The organism is Bradyrhizobium sp. UFLA06-06 (assembly GCF_054820065.1).
On the sequence record NZ_JADFUD010000017.1, the window covers coordinates 78004 to 101642 of the forward strand.

At 65.2% G+C, this 23639-nt stretch carries 19 protein-coding genes and 2 pseudogenes; 12 read left to right on the plus strand and 9 right to left on the minus strand.

What is annotated here, in order from left to right; all coding sequences use genetic code 11:
- The first annotated feature begins 64 nt into the window (after positions 1–64).
- Positions 65–469, plus strand: a complete 405-nt coding sequence (locus IF803_RS16915) for a GFA family protein (RefSeq protein WP_016841439.1) — start codon at positions 65–67, stop codon at positions 467–469.
- 209 nt (positions 470–678) lie between these two features.
- Here IF803_RS16915 and IF803_RS16920 read toward each other — a convergent pair whose 3' ends face one another.
- Entirely contained in the window at positions 679–1152 is a 474-nt protein-coding gene (locus tag IF803_RS16920; protein WP_461192850.1) for an NUDIX hydrolase, read from the minus strand.
- Between the two features lie 180 nt (positions 1153–1332).
- On the opposite strand from IF803_RS16920, the gene IF803_RS16925 reads away from it, so the two are divergent.
- From IF803_RS16925 to IF803_RS16940, 4 genes are all read left to right on the plus strand, one after another.
- The gene (locus IF803_RS16925; RefSeq protein ID WP_461192851.1) at positions 1333–2559 is read left to right on the plus strand and encodes an aminotransferase class I/II-fold pyridoxal phosphate-dependent enzyme; all 1227 of its coding nucleotides are present in this window, start codon (positions 1333–1335) and stop codon (positions 2557–2559) included.
- A gap of 16 nt (positions 2560–2575) precedes the next feature.
- Complete coding sequence (locus tag IF803_RS16930; RefSeq protein ID WP_461192852.1) at positions 2576–5056, plus strand: DNA translocase FtsK; 2481 nt, start codon at positions 2576–2578, stop codon at positions 5054–5056.
- Between the two features lie 101 nt (positions 5057–5157).
- Positions 5158–5976, plus strand: a complete 819-nt coding sequence (locus IF803_RS16935; protein WP_461192853.1) for an outer membrane lipoprotein carrier protein LolA — start codon at positions 5158–5160, stop codon at positions 5974–5976.
- 158 nt (positions 5977–6134) lie between these two features.
- A complete protein-coding gene (locus tag IF803_RS16940) occupies positions 6135–6950 on the plus strand; it encodes an exodeoxyribonuclease III (protein WP_461192854.1) in 816 nt (271 codons plus the stop codon).
- A 143-nt stretch (positions 6951–7093) separates the two neighbouring features.
- Here the strand turns inward: IF803_RS16940 and IF803_RS16945 are convergent, their stop codons facing one another.
- Both IF803_RS16945 and IF803_RS16950 read right to left on the minus strand, forming a co-directional pair.
- Complete coding sequence (locus IF803_RS16945) at positions 7094–7534, minus strand: cyclic nucleotide-binding domain-containing protein (RefSeq protein WP_076833662.1); 441 nt, start codon at positions 7532–7534, stop codon at positions 7094–7096.
- 57 nt (positions 7535–7591) lie between these two features.
- Entirely contained in the window at positions 7592–8278 is a 687-nt protein-coding gene (locus IF803_RS16950; RefSeq protein WP_016841446.1) for a response regulator transcription factor, read from the minus strand.
- Positions 8279–8520: 242 nt separating this feature from the next.
- Here IF803_RS16950 and IF803_RS16955 point away from each other — a divergent pair, with 242 nt between their 5' ends.
- The 3 genes and pseudogenes from IF803_RS16955 to IF803_RS16965 all read left to right on the plus strand — a co-directional run.
- Positions 8521–9060, plus strand: coding sequence for a L,D-transpeptidase family protein (locus tag IF803_RS16955; RefSeq protein ID WP_461192855.1), 540 nt, complete (start codon positions 8521–8523; stop codon positions 9058–9060).
- A 102-nt stretch (positions 9061–9162) separates the two neighbouring features.
- A pseudogene (locus IF803_RS16960) lies at positions 9163–9525 on the plus strand (2-keto-4-pentenoate hydratase); the annotation flags it as partial.
- A 54-nt stretch (positions 9526–9579) separates the two neighbouring features.
- Positions 9580–9864 (plus strand): annotated as a pseudogene (locus IF803_RS16965) (fumarylacetoacetate hydrolase family protein); the annotation flags it as partial.
- A gap of 308 nt (positions 9865–10172) precedes the next feature.
- Here the strand turns inward: IF803_RS16965 and IF803_RS16970 are convergent.
- The gene (locus IF803_RS16970) at positions 10173–10889 is read right to left on the minus strand and encodes a YggS family pyridoxal phosphate-dependent enzyme (protein WP_461192856.1); all 717 of its coding nucleotides are present in this window, start codon (positions 10887–10889) and stop codon (positions 10173–10175) included.
- A 109-nt stretch (positions 10890–10998) separates the two neighbouring features.
- Between IF803_RS16970 and IF803_RS16975 the strand changes: the two genes are divergently transcribed.
- From IF803_RS16975 to holA, 4 genes are all read left to right on the plus strand, one after another.
- Positions 10999–12690, plus strand: a complete 1692-nt coding sequence (locus tag IF803_RS16975) for a sensor domain-containing diguanylate cyclase (RefSeq protein WP_461192857.1) — start codon at positions 10999–11001, stop codon at positions 12688–12690.
- 357 nt (positions 12691–13047) lie between these two features.
- Positions 13048–15690 carry a leucine--tRNA ligase gene (gene leuS / locus IF803_RS16980; protein ID WP_461192858.1) on the plus strand — a complete coding sequence of 881 codons (2643 nt, stop codon included), beginning with the start codon at positions 13048–13050 and terminating at the stop codon, positions 15688–15690.
- Positions 15677–16234 carry an LPS assembly lipoprotein LptE gene (gene lptE, locus IF803_RS16985; RefSeq protein WP_028342005.1) on the plus strand — a complete coding sequence of 186 codons (558 nt, stop codon included), beginning with the start codon at positions 15677–15679 and terminating at the stop codon, positions 16232–16234. Before leuS ends, lptE begins: the two co-directional genes overlap by 14 nt.
- A gap of 8 nt (positions 16235–16242) precedes the next feature.
- Complete coding sequence (holA, locus tag IF803_RS16990) at positions 16243–17274, plus strand: DNA polymerase III subunit delta (protein ID WP_461192859.1); 1032 nt, start codon at positions 16243–16245, stop codon at positions 17272–17274.
- 126 nt (positions 17275–17400) lie between these two features.
- Here holA and IF803_RS16995 read toward each other — a convergent pair whose 3' ends face one another.
- From IF803_RS16995 to mnmE, 5 genes are all read right to left on the minus strand, one after another.
- Positions 17401–18291 carry a ParB/RepB/Spo0J family partition protein gene (locus IF803_RS16995; RefSeq protein WP_461192860.1) on the minus strand — a complete coding sequence of 297 codons (891 nt, stop codon included), beginning with the start codon at positions 18289–18291 and terminating at the stop codon, positions 17401–17403.
- Between the two features lie 144 nt (positions 18292–18435).
- Positions 18436–19287: a ParA family protein gene (locus tag IF803_RS17000; RefSeq protein ID WP_028342002.1), complete on the minus strand. Its 852-nt coding sequence runs from the start codon at positions 19285–19287 to the stop codon at positions 18436–18438.
- 31 nt (positions 19288–19318) lie between these two features.
- Positions 19319–19984: a 16S rRNA (guanine(527)-N(7))-methyltransferase RsmG gene (gene rsmG / locus IF803_RS17005; RefSeq protein ID WP_461192861.1), complete on the minus strand. Its 666-nt coding sequence runs from the start codon at positions 19982–19984 to the stop codon at positions 19319–19321.
- Between the two features lie 135 nt (positions 19985–20119).
- Positions 20120–22003, minus strand: a complete 1884-nt coding sequence (mnmG, locus tag IF803_RS17010; protein WP_461192862.1) for a tRNA uridine-5-carboxymethylaminomethyl(34) synthesis enzyme MnmG — start codon at positions 22001–22003, stop codon at positions 20120–20122.
- Between the two features lie 233 nt (positions 22004–22236).
- Positions 22237–23562, minus strand: coding sequence for a tRNA uridine-5-carboxymethylaminomethyl(34) synthesis GTPase MnmE (gene mnmE, locus IF803_RS17015; protein WP_461192863.1), 1326 nt, complete (start codon positions 23560–23562; stop codon positions 22237–22239).
- Between the last annotated feature and the right edge of the window lie 77 nt (positions 23563–23639).

Here is a 23639-nt window from a genome sequence, read left to right on the forward strand (position 1 = left end):
TATTGTCGGAATTGCCTGCCATTGTGGAATGGCAGGCTACAAACAACGAAATCGGGAGGATGTCATGAAGGTGCAGGGCAGGTGCTATTGCGGCAACGTGCGCTATGAGGCCGAGGGCGAGCCGATGATGGCGGCGCAGTGCCTGTGCCGCGAATGCCAGTACATCACGGGCGGCGGACCGAACATGTTCATGGCGATGCCGACCACCGGCTTCAAATACACCGCCAGCGAGCCCAAGCAGTTCACCCGCAAGGATCTCGACCGCGCCGTGACGCGCGAGTTCTGCCCGGAATGCGGCACGCATCTCGTGACCAAGGTGCCGGGCCTGCCCGCCACCATCCTGAAGGTCGGCACCTTCGACGACCCCTCGGTGTTCACCCCGCAGATGACGATCTACACCTGCGACAAGCAGACCTTCCACCATCTGCCCGAGGGCAAGCCGTCGTTCGAGAAGCTGCCGGCGCGGTAGTCGTCCCGCATCGGGTGCGGTGTCCGGATGGAGCGGCAGCGAAATCCGGCCCGCTGCCTGTCTTCTCCTTCCCCCTGAAAGGGGGAAGGTTGGGATGGGGGTCAGCCGCGCACGATGCTGTCTGCGGAGAGAATAGATCCCCACCCGCTTTGCTCTCCGAGCAAAGCGACCTACCCTTTTCAAGGAGAGGTTGGAGCCATCGAGCCGCGTCAGTCGATCAAAATTTCCTCGTCCGGCAGCTCGCTCGGTGCGCCGTCGCGCAAATAGCGATCAAGGATGTCGGCGAGCGACAGCGGCGTCAGGCGCTCACTCGCGCTGGACAGATCGGCGATCGGCCACCAGCGGAAACAATCGAGCACCCTTGCCTCGGCCTCGTCGGCCATCACGGGCGCGAAGCGATCCGCGTGAACGATCCGGTACTCTTCCTTTTGAGAGATCCGCCGGCCGCCCCAGTTGAAGGTGTGGTGACGCCGCCAGACGGCCGAGCCGTGGGCGAAATCGACCAACCCCAATTCCTCCGCCAGTTCCCGCTGCAGCGTCGCTTCAGCCGTCTCGTCGGCCTCGATGCCGCCGCCCGGCGCGATCCAGAAGCAGTCGCCGCCGTGTGGCGGGCGAATCCGCATCAGCAGGACTTCGCGCTCGCCGGTGATGATGAGCGCCCGGACGGCGCGGCGGTGGATCATGTCTCGGAGCAATTTCGATACGGCTTTCTGGCGTCAGCGCTGATATCACGCGCCGGCCGATCGTGCCGCGCCACCGATGGTTAATCGCGTCTTAACCTCGCCCTATCTATGGTGACTTGATCGGTTTACGGTCGGCGCCCCCTACCCTCCGACCGCAGTGAAAGTGCTGGCATTTCAATCATGGCAATGACCGCCTCATCCGGCTTGGCGCAGGGCGCCGGCGATGTCGCATCCGCCGGCCAGGCCGAGCGTTCCCCTTTCTTGCGCACGACCGAGCTGCTGGCGCCCTATCAGCCTGCCAAGCCCTTGATTACGCTGTCATTAGGCGAGCCGCAGCACCCGGTGCCCGATTTCGTCGGGCCGGTGCTGGCAAAGCACACCGCCGAATTCGGCCGCTACCCGATCGCCAAGGGCATCGAGCCGTTCCGCCGCGCCGTCGCGACCTGGCTGGGAAGCCGGTTCCAGTTGCCGCGGCCGGTCGATCCGGAGAGCGAGGTGATGGTGCTGAACGGCAGCCGCGAGGGGCTGTTCTTCGCCGCGATATCAGCCTCGCGCTATGTCGCGCCACGCAAGGGCCGGCCGGCGATCCTGATGCCGAACCCGTTCTATCCGGCCTACGGCGCCGGCGCCCGCGCGGCCGGCTGCGAGCAGATCTACCTGCCGACCACGCTCGGCAACGGTTTCCTGCCCGATCTTGATTCGATCGACGAGGCGACGCTGGCGCGTACCGTCGCGTTCTTCATCGCCTCGCCCGCCAATCCGCAGGGCTCGGTCGCCTCGCGCGCTTATTTCACGCGGCTGAAAGAGCTCGCGGATCGCTTCGGCTTCATCATCCTGAGCGACGAGTGCTACTCGGAGATCTACACCCGCGAGGCGCCGGGCAGCATTCTCGAATGCGCCGGTCCCGACTTCAGCAATGTGGTGGCGTTCCAGTCGCTGTCGAAGCGCTCGAACCTGCCGGGCATGCGCGTCGGATTCGCCGCGGGCGACAGGAAGTTTCTGGCCGCGTTCCACGAACTGCGCAATGTCGCGGCGCCGCAGGTGCCGGTGCCGCTGCAGCATGTCGCGGTCGCCGCCTATAGCGACGAGGCGCATGTCGAGGAGAATCGCAGGCTCTATCGCATCAAGTTCGATTTCGCCGACCAGATCCTCGGCAACCGCTACGGCTACAAGCGTCCCGCCGGCGGCTTCTGCGTCTGGCTCGACGTCTCCGGGCGCGGCGGCGACGAGGCGGCGGCGGTCAGGCTCTATCGCGACGCCGGCGTGCGCGTGATTCCCGGCAGTTATCTGGCGCGTCAGCAGAACGACGGTTCCAATCCGGGTGCGGGCTATATCCGCCTTGCGCTCGTCTCCGACAGTGAATCGACGGCCGAGGCGATGCATCGCCTGGTCGAAACCCTGGGTTAATCGCGAAGCGCGAAGATTGAGTATGCCAGCGATCGAACGTGTCATCCCCCTGGTCGGCCATCTGCCGCTCTCGCTCCGCGAGGCGCTGGCGCGACGGCTGCGCGAACTCACCGGGCTCGGCCTGATCGCGCTGTCCGGCGCCATCACGGCGGCGCTGATGACCTGGTCGGTGCAGGATCCGTCGCTGAGCCACGCTACCTCGCGAGCGATCCGCAACGTGCTCGGCTATCCCGGCGCGATCGGCGCCGACCTGTTGATGCAGATCCTCGGCCTCGGCGCCATCATGCTGGTGCTGCCGGTCGCGGTGTGGGGCTGGCGGATGCTGACGCATCGCCCGTTCGACCGCGAGGCGCTGCGGCTCGGCTGCTGGATCCTGTGCACGGTGATCGCGGCGGGCTTCGCCAGCTGCTGGCCGCACAACACCGCATGGCCGCTGCCGACCGGGCTCGGCGGCGTGGTCGGCGACGCGCTGCTGCGTGCGCCGGCCGTCGTGTTCGGCCCGCCCGGCTTCATCTATCGCGTCGTGCTCGGCTCGATCCTGGTCGTCGCGATGGCGGCAAGCTTCCTGTTCGCCTGCGGCTGGGGCGCCAAGGAGCAGGACGACGAACTGACGCCGATCTCTGACGATGACGAGCCGTTCGTCGAGGAAGAAGACAACGACCGCAGCTCGGTCTCGCTGGGCTGGCTGTTCCATGCGCTGATGAGCGCGAAGGCGCGGCTCGGCTGGCTGCTGACCACCGCCTACAGATCGCTGGTCTCGAGCGGCGCGCAGGGCCGCAGCGCTGCGTTCGAGCGCCAGGAGCCCAATATCGGCGGCGGCCGCTCGGCGCCCTCGATCGCGCCCGCGCATGAAGACCATGGTGAGGACGAAGCTGACGCTTTCGACGACGACGAGGAAGAGGACGACGAGGAGGACGAAGCTCCCGCCGCCCGCGCCCCGCGCAAGAAGGCCGAGCCGAAGCCGAAGAAGAAGAATTCCGACAAGTTCGAGCTGCCGTCGGTCTCCGTGCTCAGCGCGCCGAAAGCCAGCGATCGCCAGCCGCTGAGCAAGGCCGAGCTCGAGACCAATTCGCGCTCGCTCGAAGGCGTGCTGCAGGACTTCGGCGTGCGCGGCGAGATCGTCAAGGCCAATCCCGGCCCGGTGGTCACGCTATACGAGCTGGAGCCCGCGCCCGGCATCAAGTCGTCGCGCGTGATCGGGTTGTCCGACGACATCGCACGCTCGATGAGCGCGCTGTCGGCCCGCGTCGCCGTGGTTGCCGGCCGCAACGCGATCGGCATCGAGCTGCCGAACGCGCATCGCGAGAAGGTCTATCTGCGCGAGCTTCTGGTCGCCAAGGAAAGCATCGATTCGGTTGCGAAGCTGCCGCTGTGCCTCGGCAAGACGATCGGCGGCGACCCCGTCATCATCGACCTGGCGCGCACGCCGCACATGCTGATCGCCGGCACCACCGGCTCCGGCAAATCGGTCGCGATCAACACCATGATCCTGAGTCTGGTCTACCGGCTGCGGCCGGATCAGTGCCGCCTGATCATGGTCGATCCGAAGATGCTCGAACTCTCGGTCTATGACGGCATCCCGCATCTGTTGACGCCCGTCGTCACCGATCCGAAGAAGGCGGTGGTGGCGCTGAAATGGGCCGTGCGCGAGATGGAGGAGCGCTACAAGCGGATGGCCAAGCTCGGCGTGCGCAACATCGACGGCTACAATGCGCGCCTCGTTGAAGCCAAGGCCAAGGGCGAAGAGCTGACGCGCACCGTCCACACCGGCTTCGACAAGGAGAGCGGCAAGGCGATCTACGAGGAAGAGAAGCTCGACCTCGAGCCGCTGCCCTACATCGTCATCATCGTCGACGAGATGGCCGACCTGATGATGGTCGCCGGCAAGGACATCGAGGGCGCGGTGCAGCGCCTCGCGCAGATGGCGCGCGCCGCTGGCCTGCATGTCATCCTCGCCACGCAGCGTCCGTCGGTCGACGTCATCACCGGCACGATCAAGGCGAACTTCCCGACCCGCATCGCCTTCCAGGTGACGTCGAAGATCGACAGCCGCACCATCCTTGGCGAGATGGGCGCCGAGCAGCTGCTCGGCCAGGGCGACATGCTCTACATGGCGGGCGGTGGCCGCATCAGCCGCGTGCACGGACCGTTCGCCTCCGACGAGGAAGTCGAGAAGGTGGTGCGTCACCTCAAGACGCAAGGCGCACCGGAATATCTCGAAGCCGTCACCGCGGAAGAGCCGACCGACGAGGACGGCGCCGTGTTCGATGCCACCGGCATGGGCGGCGACGGCGGCGGCGATCTGTTCACGCAGGCGGTTGCGATCGTCAAGCGCGACCGCAAGGCGTCGACCTCCTACATTCAGCGCCGGCTGCAGATCGGCTATAACCGCGCCGCCTCGCTGATGGAGCGGATGGAACTTGAGGGCATCGTCGGTCCGGCGAATCACGCCGGAAAGCGCGAAATCCTGGTCGGGGAGGAAGAAGGCCAGTTCTGATCGGGGGGCGATCATCACGGAAAAACCATATCTCCCTCGGAAGAGGCGGGATAAAATCCGGCGCAGCGGGACGAGCGTCGAACAGAGACCTGACATATCTGATGGCAAAACACCTCATTGACCGCGGCATGCGCACCGCGCTGGCTCTTCTCGTCACCGCCGCGATCGCCGGCGCTGCGACTGCGCAGAATGCGCCGCCGCCGAAGCCCGCACCCAGCGCTGGAGCCAAGGCAGCGCCAAAGAAGGACGCCGGCGCGCAAACCAATGCGGACAAGGGCCCGACGACGACGGGCGCCACCCAGGCACCGCCGAACCCGGTGATTCCCGATCCGCGCCGCAACGTGCCCGCCAACATCTTCCAGACCTTCGACGCCAACCAGAAGGCGCAGGCCGCCAAGGTCTCGGCCTACCTCTCGTCGCTGCAAACACTGGTCGGAAATTTCGTCCAGGTCGGCCCCGACGGCACCAAGACCAAGGGCGATTTCTACATCCAGAAGCCCGGCAAGCTGCGCTTCGAATATGACGATCCGAGCCCGATCGAGGTGATCGCGGACGGTTCCTCGGTCGCGGTGCGCGACCGCAGGCTCGCCACCCAGGACGTCTATCCGCTGTCGCAGACCCCGCTGCGCTATCTGCTGTCGGATCGCATCGACCTGATGAAGGACACCAACGTCATCAGCGTCACCGCCGACGACGTGTTCGTCAGCATCACGATCGAGGAGAAGCAGGCGCTGGTCGGCACCAGCCGCTTCCTGCTGATGATCGGCGCCAAGGACGGCAAGCTCAAGCAGTGGACCGTCACCGACCCGCAGGGCTACGACACGACCGTTGCGGTCTACAATCTCGACGCGACGCAGAAGCCCGATCCGGCGCTGTTCAAGATCGACTTCACGACCTATCCCGGCACCTCGCCGGGCTGATCGCGATGCCGTAGGATGGATAGAGCGCAGCGAAACCCATCGCGGTCACGGCGCGCTGCGTCAATGATGGGTTTCGCTTCGCTCTACCCATCCTACAAGCGCTTGCTTGTGGACAAAGCGCCAACCCGCACTGAGAACCGTGCTAAGACGCAGCTCTCATGCGGTTCTCCGTCACCACCTGGAACATCAATTCGGTGCGCCTGCGCATCGACACCGTCGCCAAGTTCATCAAGAGCGCGCGGCCGGATGTGCTGTGCCTGCAGGAGACCAAATGCATCGACGATGCGTTTCCGCTGAAACGCTTCAAGCGGCTCGGCTATGAGCACGTCGCGCTGAACGGACAGAAGGGCTATCACGGCGTCGCCATCGTCTCGCGCCTACCGTTCGAGACGACCGACATCAGGACGTTCTGCGACAAGATCGATTCACGGCACATCTCGGTGTCGTTCGGCGAGAAGGCGCAGCTGTCAAAGCCGCTGGTGCTGCATAATTTCTACGTACCGGCCGGCGGCGACATTCCCGATCCCGCGCTCAATCCGAAATTCGAGCACAAGCTGCAATTCCTCGACGAGATGAAAGCTTGCGAGCCGCTGCATCCGCGCGGCGACGACCGCCACATCCTGGTCGGCGACCTCAACGTCGCGCCGCATGAGAACGACGTCTGGTCGCACAAGCAGCTGCTCAAGGTGGTCTCGCACACGCCGGTCGAGACCGAGAAGCTGCTGGCCGCGCAGGCGCATGGCGAATGGTTCGACATCGCGCGCGAGCGGATCCCGATGTCGGAAAAGGTCTACACCTGGTGGAGCTACCGCGCAGCGGACTGGACCGTCGGCGATCGCGGCCGCCGGCTCGATCACATCTGGGTCTCGCGCGCGCTGAAGGATCAGGTCAGCGATTTCAAGATCGCCCGTGACGCCCGCGGCTGGGAGCGCCCGTCGGACCACGTGCCAGTGACGGCGGTGATGGAGGTGTAGGGCGCCGCCGACCCCCGACCCGTCATCCTGAGGAGCGCGGAACGCACGTCTCGAAGGGTGCACGGCCCGGCTGGTGGCCGTCGACCCTTCGAGGCTCGCTGCGCTCGCACCTCAGGGTGACGGTTCAATACCTTGCGGTATGATCACGTACTCAACTTCCCGCCCGCCATCAGGATATCGCTTGCGAGCTGGCTGGTACGCAATGCGAGTTCATCGCGCAGCCGAAGGGCCGCGGCGGGATCGCTTTCCAGCACGCGCTGGAACAGGCTGCGCGCGACGCGGATCACCGAGCCGCGCTCCAGTGCGGTGGCGGTCGATGGCCGCTTCATCGCGACGATCAATGCGAGCTCGCCGATCAGCGCGCCGGGACCGGCGATAATCTCGGCGCCGCCTTCCTCGACGCGGAAGGTGCCGCGCTGCACGACATAGCCGGCGTCCGCAGCGTCGCCGGCCTTGAACAGCACGTCGCCTGCGTTGAAATCACGTTGCTCGGAGCCGATCGCCAGCATGCGCAAGGAGCTCTCGCCCAACAGACGCATCGTCGGGACCCGCTCGAGCAGGGCTACGTCATCATCGATCGACATTCAGGTCCGGTAACCGCGGTGCGCCTCGATTTCACGAATCGTTGAGCGCAAAGCGTATCACGGCACCAGCTTGTAGCCACCGGCTTCCGTCACCAGGATTTCCGGGTTGGCGGCGTCCTTCTCGATCTTCTGGCGGAGGCGGTAGATGTGGGTTTCCAGCGTGTGGGTGGTGACACCGGAATTGTAGCCCCAGACTTCCTGGAGCAGGGTCTCGCGCGAAACTGGCATCTGGCCGGCGCGGTAGAGGAAGCGGAGGATTGCGGTTTCCTTCTCGGTCAGCCGCACCTTCCTGGCATTGGCGCCGGTGAGCATCTTCGAGCCGGGCCGGAACGAGTAGGGGCCGACCGAGAACACCGCGTCCTCGCTGGCCTCGTGCTGGCGGAGCTGCGCCCGGATCCGGGCCAGCAGCACCGCGAAACGAAATGGCTTGGCCACATAGTCGTTGGCGCCGGATTCGAGCCCCAGGATCGTATCGGAATCGGTGTCGTGGCCGGTCAGCATGATGATCGGAGCCTTGAAGCCGCCCTTGCGGAGCGAGCGGACCACTTCGCGGCCATCGGTGTCGGGCAGGCCGACGTCCATCAGGACCAGATCGGGGGAATTGGCTTTGGCGGCAGTGGCGCCCTTGGCGCCGGTGTCGACTGCGGAGGCTTCGAATTCCTCGTGCAGCGACAGCTGCTCGACCAGCGTATCGCGCAGATCGGTATCGTCATCCACGATCAAGATCTTGCGGGCATTGGCCATAGGTACAATCCTTCGGGGGCGGGGCGGTCAGAAGCGGAGGGCGCCTATGGCCGTAACATCGGCTAGATATGTTCTCAGGTAGGCGATTGTTACCGATTCACAAGGCAACGCAGTCTACCTCAAATCCGGCGGGGCAGGACGTGAATGTCCTGTAATGCCGGGAGATAGAATGTTCTGAACCTCCAAGGCAAGCTCAGTTTGGAACGATTCTTAAGGGAAGATCAGCTATTTCAATCACTTATATGACAGTTAAACGTGATCGGCCGCTCTCCATCATCGAGGTCCGAGCAGCAGCCGGCGACCCGCGCCGGGGCTGGCTGTCGGCCGACGGCTGGACCGTGCCGGTGGCGCTCGGGCGCGGCGGAATCCTCGCCAACAAGCGCGAGGGCGACGGTGGCACGCCACGCGGCGTCTTCCATCCGCGCCAGCTCTGGTGGCGCGCCGACCGGCACCAGCGTCCCACGACTTTCCTGCCGACCCGGCCGATCCGTCGCGAGGACGCCTGGTGCGAGGACCCCGCCGACCGTCACTACAACCAGCCGATCCGGCTCGATCGCGAGCAGGGCGGCGACCGCCTGACTCGCGAGGACCGTCTCTACGATTTCATTGTCGAGATCGATCACAACGCCGCGCCGCGCGTCGCCGGTCGCGGCAGCGCCGTATTCCTGCATCTGGCGCGGCCGAATTTCTCGCCGACCGCGGGCTGCGTCTCGATGACGAAAGCCTCGATGCTGCGGCTGTTGCGACGGATGAGTCCAAAGACAAAGATCATCATAGAGTAGCTTGCTGGAATAGCTGGGCATCGGTTTTCCCATGCGACAAGCGCGACGCGTTTGTGCTGAGATCGCGCGCAACCAAGAATAATTCCCGCGGGAGCGAACAGCATGCTCGACAACAACCAGATCGCCGCCGCCTCGAAGGTCCTGCACGAGCACTGGCACGCGGGAACAAAACTCGGCGTACTCGATAGCGCAATTCGGCCGCGCGATCGCGCCGAGGGCTACGCGGTGCAGGCTGCGCTGGAGAAAACGTCGCGCGAAAAACTGTTCGGCTGGAAGATCGCGGCGACCAGCACGGCCGGCCAGAAGCACATCAATGTCGCCGGACCGCTGGCGGGGCGCATCCTTGCCGAGACGGTGATACCGGATGGCGGCACCGCGTCGATGCAGGGCAACGAGATGCGCGTCGGCGAGCCGGAATACGCCTTCCGCATGGCGCGCGATCTCGCGCCGCGAACGACGCCTTACAGCTGTCTCTTATACACATCTGACGCTGCCGACGAACTATGTGTATAAGAGACAGGACCCGCAACGACAGCGGACTGGCGCGCGATCGATCTGGTCGAGGAGCGCCCGGTCATCACGCTGCGCGGCGAGCGCTATATCGGCCACGGCAAGAACGTGCTCGGCGATCCCCGCGCGGCGCTCGCCTGGTGCGCCAACGAACTCTCCGCGCTCGGGCTGACCTTGCGGGCAGGCGAGGTCGTCACCACAGGCACGTGCCACCCACCGCTGCCGATCGCCGCCGGCGATGAATTCGCGGCCGATTTCGGCGCGATCGGAAAAGTGTCGGTGAAGTTCGCGTAGGCTGCGCGCTCACCGCACACGCCAACGTCGTCCTGGCGAAGGCCAGGACCCATACGCCGCGGCCTTAGAAAAGGGCGCGCGGCGAGACACGCATCCAAACACCGTCATCCTCACGCAAGGGCTTTGCCTTTGTCGCTGGAGGTGCGAGCGTAGCGAGCCTCGAAGGATGCACGGCCCGACTGGTGGCCGTCGATCCTTCGAGACGCCGCTTCGCGGCTCCTCCAGCGACAAAGGCGAAGCCTTTGCGCGGGGATGACGGTTCTGATGACGGCAAGCCTCAGTGTGATCCTGGCGGACACCAAGCGACACTAGTTATGCGGCACCGTCCGCGTCCCAAAAATCGCCGAGCCCACGCGCACATGGGTGGCGCCCATCTGGATCGCCACGGCGAAATCCGCGCTCATGCCCATCGAGAGATTTTTCAGGCCGTTGCGCGCGGCGATCTTGGCGCAGAGCGCGAAGTGCGGCGCCGGCGCCTGGTCGACCGGCGGGATGCACATCAGTCCCGAGATCGGAAGGCCGTAGGTGTCACGGCAGGCCGCGATGAAGGTATCCGCGTCCTGCGGCGCGACGCCGGCCTTCTGCGGCTCCTCGCCGGTATTGATCTGGACGAACAGTTCCGGGTGCTTCCCTTGATTTTTGATTTCCTTGGCTAACGCTTCGCAAATGCTGGTGCGATCGACCGAATGGATCGCATCGAACAGCGCGACCGCCTCTTTGGCCTTGTTCGACTGCAACGGCCCGATCAGATGCAGCTGCAATCCCGGGTGAGCCTGAGTTAGCGCCGGCCACTTGCCCTTGGCCTCCTGCACGCGGTTTTCGCCAAATACGCGCTGTCCGGCGCCGATAATCGGCAAAATTGCGTCGGCCGCGAATGTCTTCGACACCGCGATCAAGGTCACCGACGCACGGTCGCGCCGCGCTTCCTTGCAGGCATGGGCGATCTCGCGTTCGACGGCGGCGAGGCCAAAGGCAGGGTCATGTGGTGAACCGGGCGGTAACGGCGTGGTCGGGCTTTGCGTCATGCTTGTGCCGTTCTCTGACAGGTGCGGGGGGTTGGCTCGAATTTTACCAAATTCGGGAAAGGCTTTTTGAAGCCCTGCATTCTACCTTGCGCACGGGCAAGGGAATAGAATGTCGGGCGTCACTTTCAACCGCAACCGGGTCAGGCTCAAGAAGGTTCTGGGAATTCGTGCCCGGCTGGCCTTGCTTGCGCTGATGCTGGTCGCGCCCCTGATGCTCGACCGCGTCCGCACGCTGGAGGATTCCCGCAGCAAGCAGATCGCGCAGGCCGCGGCCGGCTATGCCAGCCTCACCGCGCATGCCGCCGAGACCCAGCGCGAAGTGGTCTCCTCGGTCGAGACCATGCTGAAATCCGCGGCCTATATCCGCGCTTCCGGCGGCATCGCGCAGAGCTGCGAGGTGCTGCGCGCCAGCCTGCCGACGGTGCTGCCCTGGATCCGCAGCATCATGTTCGTCTCCAGGGACGGGCTGGTGCAGTGCTCGACCCTCAACGTCCAGGTCGGCCTCAATGTCGGCGACCGCGAATATTTCAAGAAGGCGCAGGACAACCGCGGCTTCGTGTTCAGCGACTATCTGCGCGGCAGGACCAATGGCCGCCCGATGATGATGGCCGCCTATCCGGTGGCCGCGATCAATCCGGAGCAGGATGCCGTCGTCGTCGCCGGCATCAACATCGATTGGCTGTCGCAGATCATGGCCAATCTCGGCGGCCAGCCCGGCATGTCGGCCGTTCTCGTCGACAGCACCGGCGTCGTGATCGCCGCGCCCGCGGATCATGCGAGCCTGATCGGCCGCTCGCTCGACACCATCCCCTTGATGGCCGCGATCGCCGAGAAGGCGCTGAGCTACGACGAACCATCCGGCTCGGTGTCGTTCACGGCGTCCGACGGCGCGCAGCGCACGCTGAGCTTCGCGCGCATCGCCGGAACGCAGTCGCGGCTGATCGTGAGCATGGATGAGGCCAAGGTGACCGCGGCGATCAACCGCGAGATCCGCACCGCCTATCTGCAGCTCGGATTTGTCTGCCTTTTCGTCTTGTTGGGTGCCCTGGTCGGCGCCGAGCGGCTCGTCATCCATCCGATCGAGCTGATGACCGGCATGGCGCGGCGGTTCGGCGAAGGCGACTGGTCGGCACGCGTCGCCAAACACAAGCTGCCGGCGGAATTCGTGCCGCTGGCGCGCGCCTTCAACGCGATGGCGGCGCAGCTCAGCCAGCGCGAGCGCGAGCTCGTCGCCTCCAACGATCGCCTCACCGTGATGGCCTCGATCGACGTGCTGTCGGGCCTCGCCAACCGCCGCGGCTTCCAGAGCCGGCTCGACTTCGAGTGGATGCGGGCGCAGCAATATGAGTGCGAGCTGTCGCTGATGATGATCGATGTCGATCACTTCAAGCTTTACAACGACACCTACGGCCATCCCGAGGGCGATGCCTGCCTGACCCGGATCGGCGAAGTGCTGTCCGGGATCGCGGCCGACACCATGGGCTTCGCCGGCCGCTATGGCGGCGAGGAATTCTGTCTGTTGCTGCCGAACACCGATGCCGCGCATGCGCTCGCGATCGGCGAGACCGTGCGCACCGCCGTGCTCGGCCTTGCCGTGCCGCACGCGTCCTCGAGCCATTGTGTCGTCACCGTCAGCGTCGGCGTTGCCACGACCAGACCGAACGAGACCCAGCGCCCCGGCGACCTGATCGAAGCCGCCGACGCCGCCCTTTACGCCGCCAAACGCCGCGGCCGCAACGCCGTGATCGAGCACGGCTTCCTGCAGACGCTGGACGAAGCCGGGATGGCGCTGGCGAGCTGAGATCGCGCGTGGTCGAGCGTCACGATGAGCGCGGAACCATGACCATCGGCGACGCCGCATATTCAACGTCGTCCTGGCGAAGGCCAGGACCCATTACCCCCACCGTTTATTATTGCGCGAAGCTGGGCCACGATCCCTTCCTCGACAAAGCCCTGTGGTGATTGGTCCTGGCCTTCGCCAGGACCACGAGGAGGCTGCAGACGGCGCCCCTGCGACAGCGGCAGGGCGGCTACGCGACGGGATGGGGCGTTTGGAGGCCCCAAGCCGTTGACCGCGCAGGCGCTTTTGTGGCCTAGTCCGCCGTCCCCGGATGGGACCCGAAAATCACCCAAAGCCACCCAAAATCCTTGCGATTTCATGACCGCCGAACGCTATAACGCCCGTGAATCCGAACCCCGCTGGCAGCGCCTGTGGGACGAAAAGGCGATCTTCGCCTCCAAGAACGACGATCCGCGGCCGAAATACTATGTGCTCGAGATGTTCCCCTATCCGTCGGGGCGCATCCATATCGGCCATGTCCGCAACTACACGCTCGGCGACGTGCTGGCGCGCTTCATGCGCGCCAGGGGCTACAATGTGCTGCACCCGATGGGCTGGGACGCGTTCGGCCTGCCGGCCGAGAATGCCGCGATCGAGCGCAAGGTGGCGCCGAAGGCCTGGACCTACGACAACATCGCCGCGATGAAGAAGCAGCTGCGGTCGATCGGGCTGTCGCTCGACTGGTCGCGCGAATTCGCGACCTGCGACCCCAGCTACTACAAGCATCAGCAGAAGATGTTTTTGGACATGCTGCGCGCCGGCCTCGCCGAGCGCGAGAAGCGCAAGCTGAACTGGGATCCGGTCGACATGACCGTGCTCGCCAACGAGCAGGTGATCGACGGCCGCGGCTGGCGCTCGGGCGCCGTCGTCGAACAGCGCGAGATGAGCCAGTGGGTCTTCAAGATCACGAAGTACTCGCAGGAGCTCCTGGAAGCGCTGGATGGTCTCGACCGCTGGCCCGACAAGGTGCGGCTGATGCAGCGCAACTGGATCGGCCGCTCCGAGGGCTTGCTGATCCGCTTCGCGCTGGATGCGGCGACCACGCCGGCCGGCGAGAGCGAGCTGAAGATCTTCACGACGCGGCCCGACACGCTGTTCGGCGCCAAGTTCATGGCGATCTCGGCGGATCATCCGTTGGCGGTAGCCGCCGCCGCGAAGAACCCGAAGCTCGCGGAGTTCATCGCCGACATCAAGAAGATCGGCACCGCGCAGTCGATCATCGACACCGCCGAGAAGCAGGGTTTCGACACCGGCATCAAGGCGGTGCATCCGTTCGATCCGAACTGGAAGCTGCCGGTCTATGTCGCGAACTTCGTGCTGATGGAATACGGCACCGGCGCGATCTTCGGCTGCCCGGCGCACGACCAGCGCGACCTTGACTTCGTCAACAAGTACGATCTCGGCAACGTGCCGGTGGTCTGCCCCGAGGGCCAGGACCCGAAGACGTTCGTCATATCAGACGTCGCCTATGACGGCGACGGCCGCATGATCAATTCGCGCTTCCTCGACGGCATGACCATCGAAGCGGCCAAGGAAGAGGTAGCCAAGCGGCTGGAAAACGAAGTGCGCGCCTTGCCAGGGGAAGGAAGGTTGGCGCCGGTCGGCGAGCGGCAGGTGAATTTCCGCCTGCGCGACTGGGGCATTTCGCGCCAGCGCTACTGGGGCTGCCCGATCCCAGTGATCCACTGCCCCAAGTGCGACGTGGTGCCGGTGCCCGACGACCAGCTGCCGGTGACGCTGCCGGAAGATGTCAGCTTCGACAAGCCGGGCAACGCGCTCGACCATCATCCGACCTGGAAGCATGTGACTTGCCCCAAGTGCGGGGCAAAGGCGGTGCGCGAGACCGACACGATGGACACCTTCGTGGACTCGTCCTGGTACTTCGCGCGCTTCACCGACCCGTGGAACGAGACCGCGCCGACCACGCCCGCGGTCGCCAACCGGATGATGCCGGTCGACCAGTATATCGGCGGCGTCGAGCACGCGATCCTGCATCTGCTCTACAGCCGCTTCTTCACCCGCGCGATGAAGGCGACCGGCCACATCGACATGAGCGAGCCGTTCGCCGGCATGTTCACCCAGGGCATGGTGGTGCACGAGACCTACCAGAAGGCCGACGGCAGCTGGGTCACGCCGGCCGAGGTGAAGATCGAGGTCGGCGGCAACGGCCGCCGCGCGGTGCTGATGGCGACTGGCGAGGACGTCGCGATCGGCCCGATCGAGAAGATGTCGAAGTCGAAGAAGAACACCGTCGACCCCGACGACATCATCGCGAGCTACGGTGCCGACGTCGCGCGCTGGTTCATGCTGTCGGACTCGCCGCCGGACCGCGATGTGATCTGGAGTGACGAACGCGTGCAGGGCGCCTCGCGCTTCGTGCAGCGGCTGTGGCGGCTGGTGAACGAATCGGCCGAGATCGCCAAGGCCGCCCCGGCGACGCGGCCCGCGACGTTTGGGCCCGACGCGCTGGCGCTGCGCAAGGCGGCCCATGGCGCGCTCGACAAGGTGTCGTCCGGGATCGAGCGGCTGCATTTCAACGTGTGTCTCGCCCATATCCGCGAGTTCGCCAATGCGCTGTCCGAGGTGCTGGCGAAAGGCGACAAGCCGGCGCCGGACATGGCCTGGACGGTCAAGGAGGCCGCGACCATCCTGGTGCAGCTGTTCTCGCCGATGATGCCGCATCTGGCCGAGGAGTGCTGGGTGGTTCTGGGCCAGACCGGGCTGGTTTCCGAGGCCGATTGGCCACAAATCGAGCGCGATTTGCTGGTCGAAGACAGCGTGACCCTGGTCGTCCAGGTCAACGGTAAAAAACGAGGTGATGTTACCGTGCCACGGGCGGCGCAAAATGCGGATATAGAGGCTGCCGTTTTGGCGCTCGATGCGGTAAAAGCCGCCTTGGGTGGCAAAGCCGTCCGCAAGGTGATCGTGGTGCCCATGAGGATCGTCAATGTTGTCGGCTAGGATCAGGATCGCCGCCCGGCTCGTGGCCGTGGCTGCCTTGGCCGCGCTGACGGCCGGATGCTTCCAGCCGATGTATGCCGAGCGCACCCTCGACGGCCAGTCGTCCGCCCTGCGCGAGAAGCTGATGGGCGTCGAGGTTCCGCCGGTCGACAAGCCGAACGCCTCGCGCGAGGCCCGGGTCGGCGTCGAGGTCCGCAACGCCCTCGCCTTCAAGCTCTACGGCACCGCCACGGGCGCACCGCCGACGCATCGGCTGGTGCTGCGCTTCACCACCAGCCGCTCCTCATTGATGATCGACCAGGCCACCGCGCTGCCGACCAGCGAGAATTACGGCATCGATGCCCAGTTCAACCTGGTCGAGATCGCGTCGAACAAGTCGGTGATGACCGGCACCACGTTCTCGCGCGTGTCCTACGACATGCCCGGCTCCTACCAGCGTTTCGCCCGCGCCCGCGCCTTCCGCGACGCCGAGGACCGCGCCGCGCAGGAGATCGCCGACAACATCCAGACCCGGCTCGCCTCCTTCTTCTCCACCGGAACCTGATCGCCGCATTGGTCGCGCTTCGCGGAAAAGAGATCGACAGCTTCCTCGCCCGGCCTGACACCGGCCGTCCGATCATCCTGCTGTACGGCCCGGACCTCGGCCTGGTGCGCGAGCGTGCCGACGCGCTGATGGCCTCCGCGGTCGACGATCCCAACGATCCATTCTCGATGGTGCGGCTCGATGGCGACGAACTCGCCGCCGAACCGTCGCGGCTGGTCGACGAGGCCATGACGATGCCGCTGTTCGGCGGCCGCCGCGCCATCCGCGTCCGCGCCGGCTCGCGCAACTTCTCAAGCGGCGTCGAGACGCTGACCGAGACCACCGCGCTCAGGGATTGCCGCATCGTGATCGAGGCCGGCGAGCTCAGGCCGGAATCGCCGCTGCGCAAGATCTGCGAGCGCGCCAAGAATGCAGTGGCGATCGGCTGCTATCCCGACACCGAGCGCGACCTGACCAAGCTGATCGAGGACGAGCTGCGGGTATCGAATCTGCGGCTCGCGCAGGATGCGCGCGCGGTGCTGATGTCGCTGCTCGGCGGCGACCGCATGGCCTCGCGCAACGAGCTGCGCAAGCTTGCGCTGTTCGCGCACGGCAAGGGCGAGATCACGCTCGAGGACGTCATGACCGTGGTGTCCGACGCCTCCGAGCTGAAGCTCGATCCGATCGTCGACGGCGCCTTCGCCGGCAACGCCGCGCTGGTCGAGAGCGAGTTCACGAAGGCAATGGTCGCCGGCACCTATCCCGGCGTGATCATCTCGGCCGCGCAGCGCCAGGCGGCATGGCTGCACAAATCGGCGCTGGCGATCGCGGACGGCACGCCGGCGTCAGCCGTGCTCGACGGCGGCTTCCCGCGGCTGCACTTCTCGCGCAAGCCTGCGGTCGAGATCGCGCTGCGCAATTTCACGCCGCCGCGGCTGGTGAACGTGATCGATCAGCTCGCCACCGCGGCGCTCGACATGCGCAAGCAGGCCTCGCTCGCCGCCGTGATCGCACAGCGCGCGCTGCTCTCGATCGCGGCGAACGCGAAGCGGCGGGGGTGATATCGAGCTGTATTTGGAAACGTCATTGCGAGCAAAGCGAAGCAATCCACCGCTCCGCACGCGCGGAAAGATGGATTGCTTCGTCGCTATCGCTCCTCGCAATGACGTGGAGGGACGACGGAAAAACTAACCGCCCTCGAGCCGCCGCACCACCTCGTCGAGCTGCTCGAGGTTGCGGTAGCTGATCTGAACGGTGCCGCCGGGATCGCGATGGTTGACGGTGACGGCAAGGCCGAGCGCATCGCTGACGCGCTTCTCCAGCGCCAGCGTGTCGGCATCCTTGTCGACCTTGGCCGCGCTGCCACTGCGCGCCTTCTGTGGCTTGCGCTCCGGCACGCCCTCCTCATGCGCCAGCGCCTCGGCCTGGCGGACGTTGAGGCCTTCGGCGACGATGCGCTTCGCTGCGGTGAGCGGATCCGGCACGCCGATCAGCGCGCGGGCGTGGCCGGCGGAGAGATCGCCTTTCGAGATCAGCGCCTGCACTTCGGCGGGCAGCTTGGTCAGCCGCATCATGTTGGCGACATGGCTGCGGCTCTTGCCGACGATCTTGGCGATGTCTTCCTGGCTGCGTTTGAACTCGTCGGCGAGCGCGTGATAGCCCTGCGCCTCTTCCATTGCGTTGAGGTCTTCGCGCTGGACGTTCTCGATGATCATGATCTCGAGCGCGTCGGAATCGGAGACCTCGACCGGCACGATCGGCACTTCATGCAGGCCAGCGAGCTGCGAGGCGCGCCAGCGGCGCTCGCCGGCGATGATCTCGTAGCGGTCCTGCGCGCCCTTGATCGCGCGCACCACGATCGGCTGGATCACACCGCGCTGCCTGATCGAATCGGCAAGCTCGCCGAGTTCGGTGTCGGCGAAGGTGCGCCGCGGGTTGCGCGGGTTGGCTTTGAGGAATTCGATCGGCACCTTGCGCTGGTTGCGCGGCCGCTCGACATGCGCGGCCGCCTCGCCGCCGACATCTCCGATCAGGCTTGCCAGCCCGCGCCCCAGTCGCGAACGCGCTTCATCGGCCATTGTTGCGAGCTCCCTTGGATTCACACGCAGTACTCCAGACTTGAATTTCAAAAGAAACGTAGGATGGGTAGAGCGAAGCGAAACCCATCGCGGCTCGCAATGAGGGTGATGGGTTTCGCTTCGCTCTACCCATCCTACGCAACATCAATGCGTGCGCAGCTCGCGCTCGCGCTGGATCACTTCGGTGGCGAGCTTGAGATACGCATCGCTGCCGGCGCATTTGAGGTCGTAGACCAGGACCGGCTTGCCGTAGGACGGCGCCTCGGAGATGCGCACATTGCGCGGGATCATGGTGTCATAGACCTTGTCGCCCATGAACTGGCGCACGTCGGCAACCACCTGGTTGGAGAGGTTGTTGCGCGAGTCGAACATGGTCAGCACGATGCCGTGGATCGACAGGCTCGGATTGAGCGTCGAGCGCACCTGCTCCACGGTCTGCAGCAATTGCGACAGACCTTCGAGCGCGAAGAACTCGCATTGCAGCGGCACCAGGATTGCGTCCGACGCCGCCATCGCATTCACCGTGAGCAAATTGAGCGAGGGCGGGCAGTCGATCAGCACATAGGTGTAGTCGGCTTCCGGCGAGACATTGTTGTTCAATCCTGCGATCGCATCGCGCAGCCGGAACGCGCGGCCCGGCGTGGTGCCGAGCTCGAGCTCGAGGCCGGAGAGGTCCATGGTGGAGGCGGCGATATGCAGCCGCGGCACCGCGGTCGCGACCACGGCATCGCGCAGCGGCGCCTCGCCGATCAGCACGTCATAGGTCGAGCAGCTGCGATTGCGGCGATCGATGCCGAGGCCGGTCGAGGCGTTGCCCTGCGGATCGAGATCGACGATCAGGACGCGCTCGCCAATCGCAGCGAGTGCGGTGCCAAGATTGATCGCTGTGGTGGTCTTGCCGACGCCGCCCTTCTGGTTGGCGAGCGACAGGATGCGCGGATGGCCAGGCGGCTGGGACGCCTTATCCTCTTGATAAACCTCGTCCATCACAGTCATACCAAAATACCATTTGCTCTCGCGGAGTCCCCTAGCGCCGCTCGATTGACCCGAGTTCGACGATCCAGCCCTGTCCGCCGGTGCGGCTGGCGTGTAGCTTTGGCTCAATAATCCAATATTTAGTGGCCTCGGTCAATTCGGCCTCTACATCTTGACCCTTCAAAAACAGCGCCTTGGCGCCCTTTTTGACCCACGGCTCCGCAAAGCCGATGAGTTGATGTAACGGAGCCAGCGCCCGCGCGGTGACGCAATCGATGGACCCCGGGATTCTATCCACAGTATCCCCGATATCAGCCAGATGCACCGTCCCCGGGGATGCCGTCACTCGTATCGCCTCGCGCAAGAATGCCGCCTTCTTGGCGATTCGCTCAACCAAATGAATCGACGCGCCTGGGATCTCGGCCAGCGCGCAGGCCAGCACGACACCCGGGAAGCCGCCACCGCTGCCGAGATCGACCCAAGACTTGGCCGTCGGCGCCAGGCTCAGGAGCTGCAGCGAATCGGCGACGTGGCGGGTCCAGAGGGCAGGCAGCGTTGACGGCGCTACGAGATTGGTCTTGGCCTGCCACGCCAGGAGGAGGGCAATGTAGCGGTCGAGCCGCGCCTCTGTTTCACGTGAAACAGGCGTCAGCGCCAGCGCCGCGGCCTTATCCTTGGCGGAGATGTTGAGCTCGGCGGATTGCGAAATTGAAGCCATTCTCTGGAATGCCGGTCGGGCCCGTCATTGCGAGCGAAACAAAGCAATCCATAGCGTCACCTGAGGAAGCGATGGATTGCTTCGTCGCTTCCGCTCCTCGCAATGACGGGGCCGCCTAACGTTTCACGTGAAACGTCAGGCAGATGCCTTCGCACTCTTCCGTCGCGCCTCGCGCCGCAGATAGGCCGCCAAAATACCCAGCGCCGCCGGCGTCATGCCGTCGATCCGGCCCGCTTGGCCGACCGTCCGCGGCTGCGCCTTCTGCAACTTGGCGCGCGCCTCGTTCGAAAGACCGGGGACATCGGCATAGTCGACGTCGGTCAGAACCAGACCCTCGTCGCGCCGGAAAGCGTCAACATCGGCAGTCTGGCGCTTCAGATAGACATCGTATTTGGCATCGATCTCGAGATGCACCGCAATCGCAGGGTCAATGGCCGACAGCTCCGGCCAGATCGCCTGGACCGCGGGCCACTCGATCTCCGGATAGGCCAGCAATTCGAAGGCGGATCGGCGATGGCCGTCGCGATTGAGCGCGAGACCGTGCTTGGCGGCCTCATTCGGGGTGATCGCGATCGACTTCGCCAGTTGCTTGGCCACCTCAAGCGCCGCCATCTTGGTCCGATGGCGCTCGGCCCGCGCCGTTCCGACGCATCCGAGCGCAATGCCCTTGTCAGTCAGGCGCTGGTCGGCATTGTCGGCCCGCAGCGTCAGCCGGTATTCGGCACGCGAGGTGAACATGCGGTACGGCTCGGTGATCCCGCGGGTCACGAGATCGTCGATCATCACGCCGAGATAGCCGTCGGCGCGGTCGAACACGATCGGATCGGCACTGCCGGCAGTGAGAGCGGCGTTGAGCCCGGCAACAACGCCCTGCCCCGCCGCCTCCTCATAGCCCGTGGTGCCATTGATCTGGCCGGCCAGGAAAAGCCCGCGCAGACGCTTGGTCTGCAGGGTGGGATCAAGCTCGCGCGGGTCGACGTGGTCGTATTCGATCGCGTAGCCCGGCCGGACCATCCTCACCCGCTCGAGGCCGGGGATGCTGGCGAGGATCGCGAGCTGGACCTCTTCCGGCAGCGAGGTCGAGATGCCGTTCGGATAGACCGTGGTGTCGTCGAGCCCTTCCGGCTCCAGGAAGATCTGATGGCCGTCGCGGTCGCCGAAGCGGACGATCTTGTCCTCGATCGAGGGACAATAGCGCGGTCCGGAGCTCTTGATCTGGCCGGAATACATCGGCGAGCGGTGCACATTGGCCCGGATCACCTCATGGGTCGCCGGCGTGGTCCGGGTGATGCCGCACTGGATCTGTGGGGTCGTAATCCGGTCAGTCATCACCGAAAACGGCTCCGGAGGCTCGTCTCCGGGCTGCATTTCGACCGCGGACCAGTCGATCGTGGTGCCGTCGAGGCGCGGTGGCGTCCCGGTCTTGAGCCGGCCGAGCACAAACCCGGCCCGTTCGAAGGAAGCCGACAGGCCCATGGCCGGCGCCTCGCCGACCCGGCCCGCCGGCCAGTTCTTCTCCCCGAGATGAATCAGACCGCGCAGAAAGGTCCCGGTCGTGATGACAACCGCCCCCGCCGACAGCCGACGGCCATCGCCCAGGCAAATGCCGGTCACGCGACCATCGACGACGACCAGTTCATCCGCCTCGCCTTCGATGACGCTGAGGTTCGCGGTCTCGGTGATCGCCGCCTGCATCGCCGTGGCGTAGAGCTTGCGGTCGGCCTGGGCCCGGGGGCCACGGACCGCCGGACCCTTCCGGCGATTGAGCATGCGAAACTGGATACCGCCGGCGTCGGCCACCCGGCCCATCAGACCGTCCAACGCGTCGACTTCGCGGACCAGATGGCCCTTGCCGAGCCCGCCGATGGCGGGATTGCACGACATCGCGCCAATGGTCGCGAAACGATGGGTCACCAAGGCGGTCTTTGCGCCCATCCGGGCAGAAGCGCTCGCGGCCTCGCAGCCGGCATGGCCGCCGCCGATGACGATAACGTCAAATGAGTCTGCCCTGGAAATCATGGCGGGACTTCTATCGTGGAGTCATGAAAGCCGGAAGAACGAAGTTGGGATCGGCGCCGTGAGCCCGAAGCCCGAGGCAAATATGGACTGCTTCGCGTCGCTCGCAATGACAGACGGAGCTGTTTCACGTGAAACAGTGCGGCTGTCTGACCGGCAATTGTTTCACGTGAAACAGGACGAGGGTTCCTTAACCGGATCGAAACCATGTTTCACGTGAAACAGATGGGCGCCCGCTACTTCCCGACGCAGAATTCGCGGAAGATGACATCCAGGATGTCTTCAACATCCACCCGGCCGAGCAGACGACCGAGTGAGTAGGCGGCGCGGCGGAGTTCCTCCGCCGCCAGTTCTTCGCCCTGCCCGACCACGTCGATGCTGCGCTGAAGAGATTCGACGGTCTCCTGCAGCAAACCGCGCTGCCGCGTCCGGCTAATCAAGCCGCCTTCGCTGGTCCCAAAATAGTCCTGAGCGAACCCGACCAGCGCGGCGATGAGTTCCGACAACCCATCGCCACGAGCAGCCGAGATCCTGAATTCGGGGAAACTGCCGCCCTCGCCCGCCGTGGTCCTGACCAGGTCGATCTTGTTCCGCACCAGCCAGGTCGGCGTCGCGCCGCCATGTCCCGCCTTTGCATCGCCGCTGTCGGCGAGCCACAGCACCAGGTCCGCCTCCGCGGCACGGGCACGGGCGCGGCGGACACCCTCCTGCTCGACCGGGTCGTCGGTCTCGCGAATCCCGGCGGTGTCGATGATCGTCACCGGATAGCCGTCGAGATCGAGCTGCACCTCGATCACATCGCGGGTCGTGCCGGCATGCGGCGAGACGATCGCAACCTCGCGCTTGGCGAGCTGATTGATCAGGGTCGATTTGCCGACATTCGGCGGACCGGCGATCGCGACCACAAGGCCGTCACGCAGCCGCTCGCCTTGCCCCTGCCCTGCAAGGACTTGCTTGATCTCCCCATGCAGCGCGCGGACCTTCTCGAGCGCCGGTGCGATCAGCTCAGCAGGCACATCGCCTTCATCAGAGAAATCGATGCCGGCCTCGATCAGTGCCGACGCCGCAATGATCCGCTCGCGCCAGTCCCGCGCCCGATCGCCAAGCAACCCCTTCAACTGCCGCAATGCCTGGCGCCTTTGACGGTCAGTGTCGGCGTGGATCAGATCGTCGAGGCCTTCGGCCTCGGTCAGGTCGAGCTTGCCGTTCTCGAAGGCCCGCCGGGTAAACTCGCCCGGCTCGGCCGGCCGCACGTTGTCGAATGCCGCGATCGCATCGAACATCGCCGACAACACCGCGCGTCCGCCATGGACATGAAATTCGGCGACGTCTTCGCCGGTCGCACTTGCCGGGCCTGGAAACCACAGCACCACCGCGTCATCGATCGGTTGATGGTTCGAATCGTGGAGCAGCGCACGGGTCGCCAGCCGCGGCATCGGCGTCTTGCCCGCCAGTCCTACAATGACCGACTCGGCCATTGGACCAGACAGCCTGATGATGGCGATCGCACTCGGCGGCCGCCCCGAGGATAACGCGAAGATGGTCTGGTCGCGTGGATGCATCGCCTATTTGTTCCAGCAAATCGGCAAAGGCAATGCCGCTCCGATTTCGCATCCCATACCGCAAAATGTTGCGACGC